General features: G+C 63.1%; 16 protein-coding genes and 1 other RNA gene. 9 read left to right on the top strand and 8 right to left on the bottom strand.

All coding sequences use genetic code 11. From position 1 onward, the window contains the following. Window positions 1-2: 2 nt before the first annotated feature. From IB249_RS17740 to IB249_RS17725, 4 genes are all read right to left on the bottom strand, one after another. On the bottom strand, window positions 3-1,121 hold the full coding sequence (locus IB249_RS17740; protein WP_192307041.1) for an ABC transporter permease: 1,119 nt from the start codon (window positions 1,119-1,121) through the stop codon (window positions 3-5). Further along, the gene (gene rbbA, locus IB249_RS17735; RefSeq protein WP_192307370.1) at window positions 1,121-3,844 is read right to left on the bottom strand and encodes a ribosome-associated ATPase/putative transporter RbbA; all 2,724 of its coding nucleotides are present in this window, start codon (window positions 3,842-3,844) and stop codon (window positions 1,121-1,123) included. The genes IB249_RS17740 and rbbA overlap by 1 nt, the downstream gene beginning before the upstream one ends. Then, complete coding sequence (locus IB249_RS17730; protein WP_192307040.1) at window positions 3,841-4,806, bottom strand: HlyD family secretion protein; 966 nt, start codon at window positions 4,804-4,806, stop codon at window positions 3,841-3,843. The genes rbbA and IB249_RS17730 overlap by 4 nt, the downstream gene beginning before the upstream one ends. A gap of 120 nt (window positions 4,807-4,926) precedes the next feature. Further along, window positions 4,927-5,391: an EVE domain-containing protein gene (locus IB249_RS17725; protein WP_192307039.1), complete on the bottom strand. Its 465-nt coding sequence runs from the start codon at window positions 5,389-5,391 to the stop codon at window positions 4,927-4,929. Between the two features lie 201 nt (window positions 5,392-5,592). Here IB249_RS17725 and IB249_RS17720 point away from each other — a divergent pair, with 201 nt between their 5' ends. Next, window positions 5,593-5,745 carry a hypothetical protein gene (locus tag IB249_RS17720; protein WP_192307034.1) on the top strand — a complete coding sequence of 51 codons (153 nt, stop codon included), beginning with the start codon at window positions 5,593-5,595 and terminating at the stop codon, window positions 5,743-5,745. A 34-nt stretch (window positions 5,746-5,779) separates the two neighbouring features. Here the strand turns inward: IB249_RS17720 and IB249_RS17715 are convergent, their stop codons facing one another. The 4 genes from IB249_RS17715 to IB249_RS17700 all read right to left on the bottom strand — a co-directional run bounded on the left by IB249_RS17715 (window position 5,780) and on the right by IB249_RS17700 (window position 7,195). Beyond that, window positions 5,780-6,385, bottom strand: coding sequence for a 5-formyltetrahydrofolate cyclo-ligase (locus IB249_RS17715; protein ID WP_192307032.1), 606 nt, complete (start codon window positions 6,383-6,385; stop codon window positions 5,780-5,782). A 77-nt stretch (window positions 6,386-6,462) separates the two neighbouring features. Beyond that, a non-coding RNA gene (gene ssrS / locus IB249_RS17710) (6S RNA) lies at window positions 6,463-6,641 on the bottom strand. Window positions 6,642-6,671: 30 nt separating this feature from the next. After that, window positions 6,672-6,989, bottom strand: coding sequence for a cell division protein ZapA (locus tag IB249_RS17705; protein WP_192307030.1), 318 nt, complete (start codon window positions 6,987-6,989; stop codon window positions 6,672-6,674). Beyond that, window positions 6,986-7,195 (bottom strand): TIGR02449 family protein, encoded by a 210-nt coding sequence (locus IB249_RS17700; protein WP_192307028.1) that lies wholly within the window; start codon window positions 7,193-7,195, stop codon window positions 6,986-6,988. Before IB249_RS17700 ends, IB249_RS17705 begins: the two co-directional genes overlap by 4 nt. Before the next feature lie 194 nt (window positions 7,196-7,389). Here IB249_RS17700 and IB249_RS17695 point away from each other — a divergent pair, with 194 nt between their 5' ends. The 8 genes from IB249_RS17695 (at window position 7,390) to gcvT (ending at window position 16,360) form a co-directional block, all read left to right on the top strand. Next, on the top strand, window positions 7,390-7,950 hold the full coding sequence (locus IB249_RS17695; RefSeq protein WP_192307026.1) for a YecA family protein: 561 nt from the start codon (window positions 7,390-7,392) through the stop codon (window positions 7,948-7,950). Window positions 7,951-7,977: 27 nt separating this feature from the next. Further along, window positions 7,978-9,312, top strand: a complete 1,335-nt coding sequence (gene pepP, locus IB249_RS17690) for a Xaa-Pro aminopeptidase (RefSeq protein ID WP_192307024.1) — start codon at window positions 7,978-7,980, stop codon at window positions 9,310-9,312. Further along, window positions 9,309-10,496 (top strand): 2-octaprenyl-6-methoxyphenyl hydroxylase, encoded by a 1,188-nt coding sequence (gene ubiH, locus IB249_RS17685; RefSeq protein WP_192307022.1) that lies wholly within the window; start codon window positions 9,309-9,311, stop codon window positions 10,494-10,496. Before pepP ends, ubiH begins: the two co-directional genes overlap by 4 nt. Further along, window positions 10,489-10,974: a DUF4442 domain-containing protein gene (locus IB249_RS17680; protein ID WP_192307020.1), complete on the top strand. Its 486-nt coding sequence runs from the start codon at window positions 10,489-10,491 to the stop codon at window positions 10,972-10,974. The genes ubiH and IB249_RS17680 overlap by 8 nt, the downstream gene beginning before the upstream one ends. Window positions 10,975-10,983: 9 nt before the next feature. After that, complete coding sequence (locus tag IB249_RS17675; RefSeq protein WP_192307369.1) at window positions 10,984-12,201, top strand: 2-octaprenyl-3-methyl-6-methoxy-1,4-benzoquinol hydroxylase; 1,218 nt, start codon at window positions 10,984-10,986, stop codon at window positions 12,199-12,201. A gap of 198 nt (window positions 12,202-12,399) precedes the next feature. Next, window positions 12,400-13,404: an extracellular solute-binding protein gene (locus IB249_RS17670; RefSeq protein WP_192307019.1), complete on the top strand. Its 1,005-nt coding sequence runs from the start codon at window positions 12,400-12,402 to the stop codon at window positions 13,402-13,404. A gap of 100 nt (window positions 13,405-13,504) precedes the next feature. Further along, window positions 13,505-15,121, top strand: coding sequence for an ABC transporter permease (locus IB249_RS17665; RefSeq protein WP_192307017.1), 1,617 nt, complete (start codon window positions 13,505-13,507; stop codon window positions 15,119-15,121). Window positions 15,122-15,277: 156 nt separating this feature from the next. Further along, entirely contained in the window at window positions 15,278-16,360 is a 1,083-nt protein-coding gene (gene gcvT / locus IB249_RS17660) for a glycine cleavage system aminomethyltransferase GcvT (RefSeq protein WP_192307015.1), read from the top strand. Window positions 16,361-16,376 lie beyond the last annotated feature (16 nt).

Below are 16,376 nucleotides of genomic sequence, written 5' to 3'. Positions count from 1 at the left end.
GTTCAGGAGGCCAGGCTCTTGCGAAAGCGCATCAGCGCAATCGCGAAGAACAGCAGGCCGATGGCCGTGAGCGCGAGCAAATCCGGCCAGACCACGTTGAGCCCGGCATCGCGAAACAGAATGGCGGCGGCCAGGCTGACGAAGTGGGTCGATGGCGAGCCCTGCATGACCCATTGCAGCCACTGCGGCATGCTGTCCAGCGGAGTGCTGCCGCCGGACAGCAGCAACATGGGGATGATCACCGGAATCGCCAGCAGGCCAAACTGGGGCGTCGATCGCGCCAGGGTGGCGAGGAAAATCCCCAGGGCGGTACTGGCGAACAGATAAACCGCCGTCACCAGCAGGAACAGCGGCAGGGAGCCGGCCAGCGGCACGCCCAGCGCGCCCTTGACGACGACTTCAAGCGACAGCCAGGTGCACAGCACAACGACCAGCATGTTGCTCCAGATTTTCGCCAGCATGATTTCCAGCGCCGTCAGCGGCAGGACCAGCAAGTGGTCGAGCGTGCCGTGTTCGCGTTCTCGCAGCAGCGCGGTGCCGGTCAGGATGATGGCGAGGATGGTGATGTTGTTGACGATCTGGATCACCGCCAGAAACCAGCCACCCTCCAGATTGGTATTGAACAGCGCCCGCGTGGTCAGCAGCACCGGTGCCTTGCTGGTCGCATCGCTCTGGCCCGAATAATTCAGCAGCTCGCGCTGGAAAATCCGCCCGATGTAACCCGCGCCCATGAACGCCTGGCTCATGGCGGTGGCGTCGACATTGACCTGCACTGCGGGTTGGCGACCGGCCATAAGGTCGGCCTGAAAGTTTGCCGGTACATTGATGACAAAAGTGTACTGGCCGCTGTCCATCACCTGATCCAGTTGCCCGTAGGGCAGGGCGACCGGGTGCTGGAACTCCGGTGGCTGCAGCGCCTGCGCCAATTGCCTCGACAGCTGGCTGTGGTCTTCGTCCACCATGGCCACGCTGGCGTTGTGCACACCAATCACCGACCCTGCCGCCGGCATGTAGATCGCCACGGTGAAGGCGTAGAACAGAAACAGCAGCAGGACGCCGTCATGGCGCAGGCTGGTCAGTTCCTTGAGGCCCAGGCGCAGGATGTGAGCGAGCTTGTGCATCAGGCCTCCTGCTTTTTCAGCATGACCAGGCTGAGCCCGGTGAACCCGAGGAAAAATCCGAACAGGGCCAGGCATTGCGGCCATAGCTGGCGCAGGTCCAGGGCTTTGGTGAACGTGCCGACGGCGATGTCGAGAAAATGCCCCGCCGGGAACAGCATGCCCATCACGGAGGCGGCTCCCTCCAGAGACGAGCGCGGCACGATCAGTCCTGAAAACTGGATGGTCGGCAGGCTGGTGATGATCATGGTGCCCAGGATGGCTGCAATCTGCGTTCGCGTGAACGCCGAGATCAACAGGCCCATGCTGGTCGTCGCCAACACGTAAAGCAGGCCACCGAAGGTCAGGGTCAGGAAGCTGCCCTTGAAAGGCACGCCGAACAGCCAGCGGTTCATGGCCACCAGCACCGCGAGGTTGACCAGGCTGATGATCAGGTACGGCGTCTGTTTGCCCAGCAGGAATTCCAGGCGGGTCAGCGGCGTGGCGTAGAAGTTGGTGATCGAGCCCAGTTCCTTTTCCCGGACGATGCCGAGCGCCGTCAGCATCGCCGGGATGAAGGCCAGGATCAGGGCCATGACCCCGGGGCCGATCGCGTTGACGCTGACCACATCCTGGTTGTAGCGGAAGCGGGTTTCCAGCCTGGCGGCGGCTGGCCGGTTCAACGCAGGGCTGCTTTGTTCGGCCAATTGTTCAAGGTTGGCCTGGTGCACGGCCTCGACGTAGTTGCGGCTGGTCTCGGCACGAAACGGCATGCCGCCATCGAGCCAGGCCGCGACCACCGGCTGGCGTCCGGCGTACAGGTCCCGGCCGAAACCCGGCGGGATCTCCAGGGCCAGTTTGATTTCCGAGCGTTGCAGGCGTCGATGCAGCTCGTCGGCATCGCGAGCGGGCGGCTGTTCGTCGAAGTAGCGTGAGCCGCGAAAGGCTTCCAGGTACGCGCGACTCTGAGGTGTCTGGTCCTGGTCGTAGACGGCAAAGGCCAGCTTTTCCACATCCAGGGAAATGCCATAGCCGAAGATCACCATCATGAAGATGGCGCCGAGCAGGGCAAACGCCATCCGCACCTTGTCGCGCAGCAGTTCCTTGCCTTCACGGCTGGCGACCGCCAACAGGCGACCCAGACTGAAGCTGCGCTCCTTGACAGGCTGGGTCGGCATGGCGGGCGAGCGTTCGGGCTCGGCGGGGCCGGGTGTTTCTGCGGTGTTCTGTGCCTGCTCCAGGCAGGTGACGAAGGCCGCTTCCAGGGTTGCGCCCCCGAACTGCTGTTGCAGCGCTGCCGGCGTATCGCAGGCCAGCACCTTGCCCGCATGCATCAGCGAAATGCGGTCGCAGCGCTGCGCTTCGTTCATGAAGTGCGTGGAGAGGAAAATCGTCACGCCCTGCTCGCGGGACAGTTCGATCAACAGTCGCCAGAAGTCGTCCCGTGCCGCCGGGTCGACGCCGGAAGTCGGCTCATCGAGGATCAGCACCTCCGGGCGATGCAGCACCGCCACCGCCAACGACAGCCGCTGGCGCAACCCCAGGGGCAGCGCCCCGGATGGCTGGTCGGCGACGCCGGCGAGGTTGAAGCGCTGGATCAACTCGTCGATGCGTTGCGCGCTTTCGGTTTTCGGCAGATCGAACAGTCGGGCATGCAATGCCAGGTTCTGTCGCACGCTGAGTTCGCCATACAGCGAGAAATTCTGCGACATGAAGCCGACCCGCTTGCGCGTGGCCAGGTCCTTGGCGTTCACCGGATTGCCCAACAGCGTGGCGCTGCCCTCACTGGCGGGCATCAAGCCGGTGAGGACCTTCATGGTGGTGGTCTTGCCGCAGCCGTTGGAGCCGAGAAAGCCGAATATCTCGCCACGACCGATGGCAAAGCTGACCTTGTTCACCGCCGTGAAGTCGCCGAAGCGCAGAGTCAGGTCGTGGGCTTCGATGGCGATATCGGTGGCGGTGCCGCTCAGCGGCGGGATCACCAGCGGCTGATGGTCGTGACTGCCGTCGCCCTGGAAGTGGGTAAAGGCCTCGTCGAGTTTGCCGCTGGGGGTGACGGCGGCCAGTTCCCGGCTCAGGCCGGCGGCAATCAGTTTGCCGTTGTCGAGCATCAGGCAGTGCTCGAATTGCTCGGCCTCTTCCATATAGGCGGTGGCGACCAGCAGCGTCAGTTGTGGGCGCTGGCGCCGCACATCTTCGACCAGCTCCCAGAAATGCAGGCGCGACAGCGGGTCGACGCCGGTGGTCGGCTCATCGAGGATCAGCAGGTCCGGCTCATGGATCAACGCGCAACACAGGCCCAGTTTCTGTTTCATGCCACCGGACAGCTTGCCGGCCGGCCGGTCGGCAAACCGCAGCAGGTCGGTGGCCAGCAACAGGTTGCGCATGCGCTGATCGCATTCGGTTTTCGACAGGCCGAACAGGGTGGCGAAAAAGTGGATGTTCTCGCTGATCGACAACTCGGGATAAAGGTTGCCGCCCAGGCCTTGGGGCATGAAGGCGATGCGGGCGTAGAGCGTCGTGCGATGGCGGCGGTCCTGGATTGAGCCGCCGAGCACCTCCAGCTGGCCCTGCTGGAGCCGCTTCACCCCGGCGATCAACCCCAGCAGGCTCGATTTGCCCGCCCCATCCGGTCCGATCAGTCCGCAGCGGGTGCCGGCGGGCAGGTCGAACGCGATAGCACTCAGTGCCGTTTGTTTGCCGTACTCGTGATGGATGGCATTCGCTCGAACCGCGAGGCCGGTCATTGCAGGTTGACCGGCCATTCAACAGGGGCCGTGCGCACATAACCGGCACCGGGCATGCCGGGCTTGGCCTGGGGCAGGGCGCTCGGATCGGTCAGGCGCAACTTGACGCGGAACACCAGCTTCTGTCGCTCGTCACGTGTCTCGACTTCCTTGGGGGTGAACTGCGACTTGGCGGCCACGAAGGTGATTTTGGCCGGCAGCGGGTGGTCGGGCAGGGCGTCGAGCACAATCCGCGCCTCATCGCCCACCGCCAGGCGCCCGGTCACGGAGGCCGGCAGGTAGAGGTTCATGTATTGATCGCTCGGGTCGATCAACAGCAGCACGCGTCCACCGGCGCCCAACACTTCACCGGGCTCGGCCATGCGCAGCTGGATGATGCCGTCGATGGGCGCGCGCAAGCTGCTGTCGTCGATTTCGCTGGTCAACTGCGCGACTTGCGCCTGCGCCGCGCCAATGGCGGCTTCGACGGCGGACACCTGGGCGCGAGCGGCGGCGACAGCGGCGTTGCCGGTGCCGATGCGGGCTTGCTGTTGATCGATGATCTGGCCGCTCACGTAGCCATGCTTGAACAGCGCCTGGGAACGGTTGAGCTCCTGCTGGGCCAGCAGTTGCTCGCTCAGGCGTAATTGCACGTTGGCCTGTGCGGCGGAGAGGTTTTCCCGCGCGCGCAGCACTTCGGCTTCGGCCTGGTTGCGCTGGGCTTCAAGGGTGCGGGTGTCCATGCGGGCCAGCAGTTGTCCCTTGCTGACCTTGTCGCCTTCATCGACGAGGACCTCGGCCAGTCGCCCCGGTGTCTTGCTGGCGATCTGCACCTCGGTGGCCTCCAGGCGACCGTTCCCGACATACAGGCCTTCGGGCAAGCGGTCATGCATCGATTTCCAGTAACCAAAACCACCGGCCGCCAGCAGCAGAACCACCAGGGCGCTGGCGAAAAAGATCGAAGAGCGGTTGTGCGTAGACATGCGGGCATCCTGCGGCTGTTACGTCCCAGTCTGGTTGATCCAACGCCTTGGCGATTTGATACCAGTCAACAGAGGCGCAAGCCTAACCCCAAAGACCCGCAGGCGCGAGCGCGCTCGCGCCTATCGGCAGAGAGCAGGTCGCAAGTCGAGGACAGCCGCCCATTGCTCGGGCGTCACTGGCATCACGGACAGCCGCGAACCTTTCTGCACCAGGGGCATTTCGGCCAGCGCCGCCTGTTGTTTCAGGAAATCGAGCTTCAACACCCTGGAAAACGTCTCGACATGCGCCACGTCAATGGCGCTCCAGGCATTCTTCTCTACGCTGGCCTTCGGATCGAAGTAGTGACTCTCTGGCTCCAGGGCTGTGGGGTCGGGATACGCCGCTTTGACGATCTTGCCGATCCCGGCAATCCCCGGTTCCGGGCAACTGGAGTGATAGAAAAAGAATTCGTCGCCCACCGCCATCGATCTCAGGAAGTTTCGCGCCTGATAGTTGCGCACGCCGTCCCAGCGCGCTGTACCCAGCTGCTCCAGACCTTTGATCGAGAGTTCGTCGGGCTCGGATTTCATCAGCCAATAGGCCATGGGTTTTGCTCCTGGCGGGTCGGGTGGGCAAGTTGTCGGGCAATTTTATGACAAACCGACGGTCGGTTGACGCCAGCGTTTGCGTGTCAGTTCACGTTGTCGCAAAATGCCGGCCTTCTAAGCTTGACGCTGCTGCACGGCCTACACCTACAACGGAAACCGCTGCTGTCATCGTGTTGATATGCCTTTGGGGGGCAGTCGATGAAACGCAAACCGGATTTACTATGGATATTGGTTATTTTGTTCGGCCTTGGCGTCGTGACCACCGGCTATGCCCAAAGCCTGTGGAGCAGCAAGACCGAAGCGCCGATTGAAATCGCGCAGCAACAACAGTCGTCAGCATTCAAGCGCTGAACCTGCCCGCCGACGCCGCTGACCGCAGTGGCGTCTAGCCTGCGTCGTACCAGGCCTTGTCCGTGACCGTTCCCTGCAGCGGCACATCCCAGCTCGCTTGCGCCAATCGTTCGACCTTCTGACATTCATGGGCCAGGCCCAGCAGCGTCGGCTTGCGCCAGTTCTTGCGCCGGGCCAGGTACGCCAGGCTGCGATCATAGAAACCGCCGCCCATGCCCAGGCGTCCGCCAACATCGTCAAACCCCACCAATGGCAACAACACCAGGTCCAATGCCCAGACCTTGCGTTGGCGAGCGAGATTCGCCCGTGGCTCGAGGATGCGAAAACGGTTGGGTTTGAGCGTTTCCCCGGGCCGAATGCGCTGGAACACCATCTTGGTGCGTGGCCAGGCGCTGAGGACTGGCAGATAAGTCGCCTTGCCACGACGTTGAGCCGCCCGCAGCAAGAGCCGTGGGTCGATTTCACCGTCGGTCGGCAGGTACAGGGAGATGTGTCGGGCGCGGCGAAACAGCGGTTGCTGGGCCAATTGCTTATACAGCCCGCGAGCCGCCTGGCGCTGCTGACAGGGTGTCAGCGCGCGGCGCGCCTTGCGCAGCATGCGTCGAAGTTGCGGGCGGGGCAGCAGCGCAGGTTCGGTCATGGATTCAGGCTTCGGCAGTGCGGGCAAACGCCCATAAAAAAGCCGATGCCGGCGTGAACCGGCATCGGACTGGAATCAGGCTCCCCGGATGAACCGCTGCTGACTTAGCCCTTGAACCCGAAAGTTCAAGGTGGAAGATGCAGTAGGCTTTAAGGCTTTCCGTCTAGCGGACATGCACACCAGCCCAACGTGCAACCTCCAGGGTAGTGCGAATCGGCTCAGGGACGTGGTCAACTGGCAAGCACCCCAGGGAGTGTTGCGAGTATAACCCAAGCGGTTCGGCGAATCAGCCTTTGGTGACGTCCGGATCGGTGGCCAGGACCAGATCGACGCGATCGAGCAGGTCGCGCACCTGCTCGCGGGTTGCGCTGCTGACCGGCACATCCGGGCGTTCCGCCTTGTGCAGGAGGTCGTGGGTGATGTTCAGCGCGGCCATCACGGCGATGCGGTCGGCGCCAATCACTTTGCCGCTGCTGCGGATTTCGCGCATCTTGCCGTCCAGGTAACGGGCCGCGCTCACCAGGTTGCTGCGCTCTTCCTGCGGGCAGATGATCGAATATTCTTTGTCGAGGATCTGCACGGTGACGCTATTGCTTGAACTCATGAGTCTTGCTCCAGGGCCTTGAGGCGCGAAATCATCGATTCGACCTTACGCCGGGCGATTTCGTTCTTTTCAATGAGGTGAGCGCGTTCCTCGCGCCAGGATTTTTCCTGAGCTAGTAGGAGTGCGTTTTGACTCTTAAGTTGCTCGACCCGATCAATTAGCAGTTCGAGTCTGGCCATCAGCGCTTGCAGGTCGGTGTCTTCCATTGTCTTCACTGTCTGATGGGTATTGAACTGCAGGAGCGAGCGTGTTCGCGAAGGTCGCCGACGACAGCGCCAGGTCACTGACCAACCCTCGGCGGTTTCGGGTTCATCGCGAGCAGGCTCGCTCCTACAGAGGAGTCGATGTAGGATACAAGGCCTTCATTCTAGACATTGCGCCGTCTGGCGCCTAGCTGCCCATGCCCATTCAGAATTCCCCCTACCAAGCCTTCGCCACCTTGCTGTCTTCCAGCGGTCATTCCGCCTCGCCTGCCGAACTGCATGGCCTGCTCCTCGGCCGCAGTTGCGCCGGGGCCGGCTTCGATGCCGAAGGCTGGCTGATCGATGCCGCCGAGTTGCTCGAGAACGAGCCGCAAGACAACGTTCGCAATGCCTTGATCGGCCTGCAAGAGATGGTCAAGGGTGAACTCACCGGCGACGACGTGACCGTGGTCCTGTTGCTGCCGACCGATGACACGCCCCTGGCCGACCGTGCCGCTGCACTGGGTCAATGGTGCCAGGGCTTTCTCAGCGGTTTCGGCCTGAACTGCCGCGACAGTAGCATGCTGAGTACCGAAGCCACTGAAGTGTTGCAGGATCTGTCCGCGATCTCCCAGGTGCAGGATGCCCTGGAGGAGTCCGACGACGGTGAAAACGACTACATGGAAGTGATGGAATACCTGCGTGTCGCGCCGCTGTTGCTGTTCTCCGAAACCCGTAAGCTGGACGCGCCGGTCGCTGCCAAGCCGTCGCTGCATTAATCGCGAGCCAGGAAAAGCCATCTGCCCATGATTCATATCCCGAAATCGGAATACAGCCGTCGCCGCAAGGCCCTGATGGCGCAGATGGAACCCAACAGCATCGCCATTCTGCCCGCCGCCGCAGTGGCCATCCGCAATCGCGATGTCGAGCACGTCTACCGCCAGGACAGCGACTTCCAGTACCTCAGCGGCTTCCCCGAGCCGCAAGCGGTCATCGTGCTGATGCCCGGTCGCGAGCATGGTGAATACATCCTGTTCTGCCGTGAACGCAACGCCGAGCGCGAACTCTGGGACGGCCTGCGTGCGGGCCAGGAAGGGGCGATCCGCGACTTCGGCGCCGACGACGCCTTCCCCATCACCGACATCGACGACATCCTGCCGGGCCTGATCGAAGGGCGCGACCGGGTGTATTCGGCCATGGGCAGCAACCCCGAGTTCGATCGACACCTGATGGACTGGATCAACGTGATCCGCTCCAAGGCGCACCTCGGTGCCCAGCCGCCGAACGAATTCGTTGCGCTGGATCATCTGCTCCACGACATGCGCCTGTATAAATCGGCGGCAGAAGTGAAGGTGATGCGCGAGGCCGCGCGGATTTCCGCCCAGGCGCATGTCCGGGCGATGCAGGCCAGTCGGCCAGGGCTGCATGAGTTCAGTCTCGAAGCCGAGCTCGATTACGCGTTCCGCAAGGGCGGGGCGAAGATGCCGGCCTACGGCTCGATCGTCGCCTCCGGTCGCAACAGCTGCATCCTGCATTACCAGCAGAATGACGCCGTGCTCAAGGACGGTGACCTGGTATTGATCGACGCTGGTTGCGAAATCGATTGCTACGCCAGTGACATCACCCGTACCTGGCCGGTCAACGGTCGGTTTTCTGCCGAACAGAAGGCGATCTACGAACTGGTACTGGCCTCGCAACAAGCGGCCTTTGCCGAAATCGCGCCGAACAAACACTGGAACCAGGCGCACGAAGCCACGGTCCAGGTGATTACCGCCGGGCTGGTGAAGCTGGGCCTGTTGCAGGGTGACGTGGACGAATTGATCGCCAGCGAAGCCTACAAGGCGTTCTACATGCACCGCGCCGGCCATTGGCTGGGCATGGATGTGCATGATGTCGGCGAGTACAAGGTCGGTGGCGAATGGCGCGTGTTGGAAGTCGGCATGGCGCTCACGGTGGAACCGGGGATCTACATCGCTGCCGACAATCAGAACGTAGCGAAGAAATGGCGCGGCATAGGCGTGCGCATCGAGGACGACGTCGTGGTTACCAAAACCGGCTGTGAAATCCTGACCCAGGGCGTACCGAAGACGGTCGCCGAAATCGAGGCCCTGATGGCCGAAGCGCGGACACAAGCGGCATGAGTCGAGTCAATCTGGCAATTATCGGCGGCGGCCTGGTCGGCGCCAGCCTGGCGTTGGCATTGCAGGCCGGGGCCAAGGCCCGTGGCTGGAAGATCGTGCTGATCGAGCCTTTTGCCCCGGGCGACAGTTATCAGCCGAGCTATGACGCGCGATCTTCGGCGCTGTCGTACGGTGCCAAGCAGATTTATCAACGGTTGGGCCTGTGGCAGGACATTTCCCGTCGCGCCGAGCCGATCAAGCAGATTCACGTGTCCGACCGTGGCCGTTTCTCCACCGCGCGTCTCTCGGCGATGGAAGAGGGCGTGCCGGCGCTCGGTTATGTAGTGGAAAACGCCTGGCTGGGCCAATGCCTGTGGCAAGGCCTGGATAAGGAGGTGGTGACCTGGCGCTGCCCGGCGGAAGTCACGCGCATGGAACCGCTGGCCGACGGCTACCGCCTGACCCTCAATGACGAAACCCTCCTGGAATGCGAGCTTGCGGTACTCGCCGATGGCGGCCGCTCCGGGCTGCGCGAGCAACTGGGGATTGGCGTCCGGCAGCGTCCGTACAACCAGAGCGCGCTGATCGCCAACATCACCCCGAGCGAAGCGCACAACGGCATGGCGTTCGAGCGTTTCACCGATGACGGCCCGATGGCCTTGCTGCCGTTGGCGGACAACCGCTGTGCACTGGTCTGGACCCGTCTGGGCATGGACGCGCAACGGCTGGCGGCGCTCGATGAGCGCAGCTTCCTCAGCGAATTGCAGAACGTGTTCGGTTACCGCCTCGGCACCTTGAAACAGGTCGGTGCGCGGCATCTTTACCCGCTGACGCTGATCGAGGCCGAAGAACAGGTGCGCCCGCATCTCGCCGTACTGGGCAACGCCGCCCACAGTCTGCACCCGATTGCCGGCCAGGGTTTCAACCTGTCGCTGCGCGATGCCCAGGCCCTGGCGGAGGCGTTGCTGGCGAGCGATAAACCTCTGGGCGACTTCCCGACGTTGCAGGCTTACCGCGAACGCCAGCGTCTGGACCAGAACCTGACGGTGGGTTTTTCCGATCAGGTCACGCGTTTGTTCGGCAGCAGCTTGCCGCTGGTGTCGCTGGGCCGCAACATCGGCCTGCTCGGCCTTGACCTGCTACCGCCGGCCAAGCGCTGGTTCGCTCGCCAGGCCATGGGGCTGGGTACGCGCCCCGATGTTTAAGTGGCTGACCGACCGGTTGGGCAAAGCGCGGTTGCTGCGTTGGGTCATGACGATCTACCCGCCGTACCTCGGCGCCGGCGTTCGGGTGCGGCACATCAGCGATGACTTCCGTGACGTCCAGGTGTCGATGGGGCTGGGCTGGTACAACCGCAATTACGTCGGTACCCAGTTCGGCGGCAGCCTGTACTCGATGGTCGATCCGTTCTACATGCTGATGCTGATGGAAAACCTCGGACGCGACTACATCGTCTGGGACAAAGCGGCCGACATCGACTTCATCTCCCCGGGCAAGGGCCCGGTGTTCGCCCGTTTCAACGTCGACGAGACCCTGCTTGATGAGATTCGCCGGCAGACGGCGACGGGCGAAAAATACCTGCCGCAATTGCAGGTCGATATTCACGACGGCGCCGGCACTCTGGTAGCGCGGGTCCGGAAAACCCTTTACGTGCGGCTCAAGCCGCAAGCGAGACAGGCTTAAAGCATGGACATGCGCGCAGATCTGCTGATTGTCGGAGCCGGAATGGTCGGCAGTGCCCTGGCGCTGGCGTTACGTGACAGTGGGCTGAACATCCTGCTGCTGGACGGCAGCCCGATGACCGTCAAACCCTTCGACGCGCAGGCGCCGTTCGAACCGCGAGTGAGCGCCCTGTCGGCGGCCAGCCAGAGGATCCTCGAACGCCTGGGCGCCTGGGAAGGCATCGCCAGGCGCCGCAGCAGCCCGTACTCCGACATGCACGTCTGGGACGGCAGCGGCACCGGGCAGATCCACTTCAGTGCGGCCAGCGTGCATGCCGAGGGGTTGGGCCATATCGTCGAGAACCGCGTGGTCCAGGACGCCTTGCTCGACTGCCTGCACGACAGCGACCTCGGCCTGCTGGCCAGTGCGCGGCTGGAGCAGATGCGTCGCTCCGGCGATGACTGGTTGCTGACCCTGGCCGATGGCCGGACGTTGCGCGCGCCCCTGGTGATTGCGGCGGATGGCGCCAACTCGGCGGTACGGCGCCTGACCGGCGTGGCCACGCGCGAATGGGATTACCTGCACCACGCGATCGTCACCAGCGTGCGCAGCGCCAACCCGCATCAAATGACCGCCTGGCAACGTTTCACCGATAACGGCCCCCTGGCGTTTCTGCCGCTGGAGCGCGATGGCCAGCAGGACTGGTGCTCGATCGTCTGGTCGACCACCCCAAGCGAGGCCGAACGCTTGATGGCGCTGGACGACGACAGCTTCTGTCGTGAACTGGAGCGGGCCTTCGAAGGTCGCCTGGGGCCGGTGCTCAGTGCCGATCCACGGCTGTGCGTTCCGCTGCGTCAGCGCCATGCCAAGCGTTACGTGGCCGAAGGCCTGGCCCTGATCGGCGACGCTGCCCACACCATTCACCCGTTGGCCGGGCAGGGTGTGAACCTTGGCTTTCTCGACGCAGCCGTGCTCGCCGAAGTATTGCTGCAAGCCACGGAGCGTGGCGAGCGACTGGCGGACGTGAAAGTGCTGAGCCGCTTCGAACGCCGGCGCATGCCGCACAACCTGGCCTTGATGGCGGCGATGGAGGGCTTCGAGCGCTTGTTCCAGGCCAACCCGTTGCCGGTGCGCTGGCTGCGTAATGCCGGGTTGAAGTGGGTGGATCAGATGCCGGAGGCCAAGGCGTTGTTCGTGCGCGAGGCGCTGGGGTTGACCGGGGACCTGCCGGCCCTGGCCAAGGCCTGATGCTTTATCGAGGCTGGTGACCCCTTCGCGAGCAGGCTCGCTCTGTGGGAGCGAGCCTGCTCGCGAAGGCATCGGTGAACACACCAAGAACCCGATGCCATGCAACATCTGGTAACTCCTCCGCCAACTGTTCGATTGAGGTGGTAAATGTGAGTCCTTATCATTTGGCCTCACTTTTCCAATCGAGAGATGGCTCCCATGTTGGCATCGAAGCGTCTACTGACGGCACTCGCCCTGACCCTGATCGGCAGCACCGCCGCCCAGGCCGCTGACGAGGTGGTGGTCTACTCCTCGCGTATCGACGAGCTGATCAAGCCGGTGTTCGATGCCTACACCGCGAAAACCGGTGTGCAAGTGAAGTTCATCACCGACAAGGAGGCGCCCTTGATGCAGCGCATCAAGGCCGAAGGCGAGAACGCGACCGCCGACCTGCTGTTGACCGTCGATGCCGGCAACCTCTGGCAGGCCGAGCAGATGGGCATCCTGCAACCCTTCACCTCGAAAACCATCGACGCCAACATCCCGCCGCAGTATCGCTCGTCCAGCCACGCCTGGACCGGCCTGAGCCTGCGGGCGCGGACCATCGCCTACTCCACCGCCCGGGTGAAACCCGGCGAGTTGACCACTTATGAAGCCCTGGCCGACAAGAACTGGGAAGGCCGCCTGTGCCTGCGGACCGCGAAGAAGGTCTACAACCAGTCGCTGACCGCCACCATGATCGAAGTCCACGGCGCGGAACAAACCGAGAAAATCCTCAAGGGCTGGGTCAACAACCTGTCCACCGACGTGTTCTCCGACGACGTGGCGGTGCTGGAAGCGATCAACGCTGGCCAGTGCGATGTCGGTATCGTCAACACTTACTACTACGGCCGCCTGCACAAGCAGAATCCCGAGCTGGCGGTGAAGCTGTTCTGGCCTAACCAGGCCGATCGGGGCGTGCACGTGAACCTGTCGGGTATCGGCCTGACCAAGCATGCGCCGCATCCGGACGCGGCCAAGGCGCTGGTGGAGTGGATTACCACGGCGCAAGCGCAGAAGATCTTCGCCGACATCAACCAGGAGTTCCCGGCCAACCCTGCGGTCAAACCGTCGGCCGAAGTGGCCAGTTGGGGCGAGTTCGTCGCCGATACCCTGCCGGTGGAAGTGGCAGGCAAGCGCCAGGCCGAAGCCATTCGCATGATGGATCGGGCTGGCTGGAACTGACGCCACCGTTATACTGCGCGCCGTGATCGCTCCCGCACCGTATCGGGAGCGTTGTGCCCACGCCTGACGTGGGCACGTTCATTTCAACGAGAGTTTTTCCTTGGCCCACCCCGCCCAACGCCGCTGGTATCCCCTGGTCTTCGCCATCGCTGCGCTGGTCCTGCTGCCCTTGAGCGTTTTGCTGCTGTCCTGGCAAACCATCGATCAACAGATCTGGTCTCACCTCTGGGACACCCAAATGCCGCGTCTGCTGGGCAATACGGTGACCCTGGTCCTGGGCGTCGGGATTGGCGTCACGCTGCTGGGGGTCAGCCTCGCGTGGCTCACCAGCCTGTGCGAGTTTCCGGGGCGGCGCTGGCTGGATTGGGCGTTGATGCTGCCGTTCGCGATTCCCGCCTACGTGCTGGCCTTTGTCTTCGTCGGCCTGCTGGATTTCGCCGGCCCCGTGCAGACACTGATGCGTGAATGGTTCGGCGCCGGTCTGAGGTTGCCGCGAGTGCGCTCGACCGGTGGCGTCATCCTGGTCTTGGTTCTGGTCTTCTATCCCTACGTTTACCTGTTGGCGCGCACGGCGTTCCTGGCGCAGGGCAAAGGCCTGATGGAGGCGGCCCGGGTCCTCGGGCAATCACCCTGGCAAGCGTTCTGGCGCGTCGCGCTGCCCATGGCGCGGCCGGCCATCGGTGCGGGTGTGGCCTTGGCGTTGATGGAAACCCTGGCGGATTTCGGTGCAGTGTCGGTGTTCAACTTCGACACCTTTACCACCGCCATCTACAAGACCTGGTACGGGTTCTTCAGCCTCTCCAGCGCGGCGCAACTGGCCAGCCTGTTGCTGCTGGTGGTGATGGTGGTGCTCTACGGCGAGCGCCGGGCCCGTGGGGCCAACCGCGCCAGTAACGAGCGTCCAAGGGTCAAGGCGTTGTATCACCTGCGGGGCCTAAAGGCGCTGGCGGCGACGAGTTGGTGCGCCCTGGTGTTCGCCTGCGCCTTTGTCATTCCGATGCTGCAATTGGCGGTGTGGTTCTGGCAGCGTGGTCGTTTCGACCTGGACGAGCGATACGCCGGGCTGATTGTCCATACGCTGTACCTGGGGGTCATGGCGGCGTTGATTACCGTCAGTGTCGCGCTGGTGCTGGCGTTTGCCGGGCGTCTGGCGCCCACGCGGGCGATCCGTTCCGGCGTGAGCCTGGCCAATCTGGGCTACGCGTTGCCGGGCTCGGTGCTGGCGGTGTCGATCATGCTGGCGTTCAGTTACCTGGATCGCGAAGTGGTGATCCCTGTTTCGGGCTGGCTGGGCGGTGCCGGCAAGCCATTGCTGCTGGGCAGCCTGTCGGCCTTGCTGCTGGCGTACCTGGTGCGGTTCATCGCCGTGGCCTACGGTCCGCTGGAAAGCAGCCTGGCGCGAATACGGCCATCTTTGCCCGAAGCAGCGCGTAGCCTCGGCGTCAGTGGGCCTCGACTGTTTTTCAAAGTGTATCTGCCGTTGTTGCTGCCGGGCACCTTGAGTGCCGCGTTGCTGGTGTTCGTCGACGTGCTCAAGGAAATGCCCGCGACGTTGCTGATGCGCCCGTTTGGCTGGGACACGCTGGCGGTAAGGATCTTTGAAATGACCAGTGAAGGGGAGTGGGCAAGAGCGTCGTTGCCCGCCCTGACCCTGGTTTTGGTCGGGTTGTTGCCGGTCATCGGATTGATTCGACGTTCGGCCCATCAAAACAGCTAGGTGTCAGTCCTACACCTTGAGGCTACAATGCGCGGCATTCGGTGCGGTCCGTCTGACAGACCCGGTTGCTGAAATCGGCTCAAAGCCCTTTATCCAAAGGCCTTTATCCCGTGCAGTACCGGCCCGTACCCTCGCCAAGCCCGGAAGGAGAAACCCATGGGACAGCGTACGCCTCTGTATGACCTTCACCTCGCCCTCGGTGCGAAGATGGTCGATTTTGGCGGTTGGGACATGCCTTTGCATTACGGCTCGCAAGTCGAGGAACACCATCAGGTGCGCCGCGACTGCGGGGTTTTCGATGTCTCCCACATGACCGTGATCGATGTCGGCGGAAGGCAGGCCAAGGCCTGGCTCCAGCATTTGCTGGCCAATGACGTCGAGCGCCTGCACAGCACCGGCCGTGCCCTGTACAGCGCCATGCTCAATGAGCATGGCGGCATCGTCGACGACATGATCGTCTACCGCCTCGACGACGGTTATCGGTTGGTGGTCAACGCCTCCACCCGCGATCAGGACCTGGCATGGATGCAGGCCCACCTCGATGGCTTCGACGTGCACCTGCGCGAGCGGCCGGAATTGGCGATGCTCGCCATTCAAGGCCCTCACGCCCGGCACAAGATCAGCGAACTGGTCACCCAGTCTCGTGGCAACCTGATACAGCTGCTCAAGCCCTTCGAAGGCCAACCCGACGGTGACTGGTTCATCGCGCGCACCGGTTACACCGGCGAAGACGGACTGGAAATCATCCTGCCGGCCGATCAGGCCCCCGGTTTCTTCAACGATCTGGTGGGCGCGGGGATCTCGCCGATCGGGCTTGGCGCGCGCGATACGCTGCGTGTCGAAGCCGGCATGAACCTTTACGGTCAGGACATTCACCAGGCGGTTTCGCCGCTGGCTTCGAACATGGCCTGGAGCATCGCCTGGGAGCCGGCGTCCCGCCCGTTCATCGGTCGCGCCGCCCTGGAGGCCGAACAGGCCGCTGGCGTGCAGCACAAACTGGTCGGTCTGGTGCTTGAGGAACGTGGGGTTTTGCGTGCTCATCAAGTGGTTCGCATCGCCAATGTTGGCGAAGGGGAGATCACCAGTGGTAGTTTCTCTCCTACGCTTAGCAAGTCGATTGCACTGGCGCGCGTGCCGATGGCCACAGCCGACCGCGCGGAAGTGGAAATCCGTGGCAAATGGTACCCGGTCCGGGTGGTCAAACCGACTTTCGTACGCCATGGCAAAACCCTGATCTAACCTTTTCTGGCGGGCA

This window comes from Pseudomonas sp. PDM04 (assembly GCF_014851765.1).
Taxonomy (GTDB): domain Bacteria; phylum Pseudomonadota; class Gammaproteobacteria; order Pseudomonadales; family Pseudomonadaceae; genus Aquipseudomonas.
Note: the sequence above shows the minus strand (reverse complement) of the source record. Positions and strands in the feature narration are given on the sequence as shown.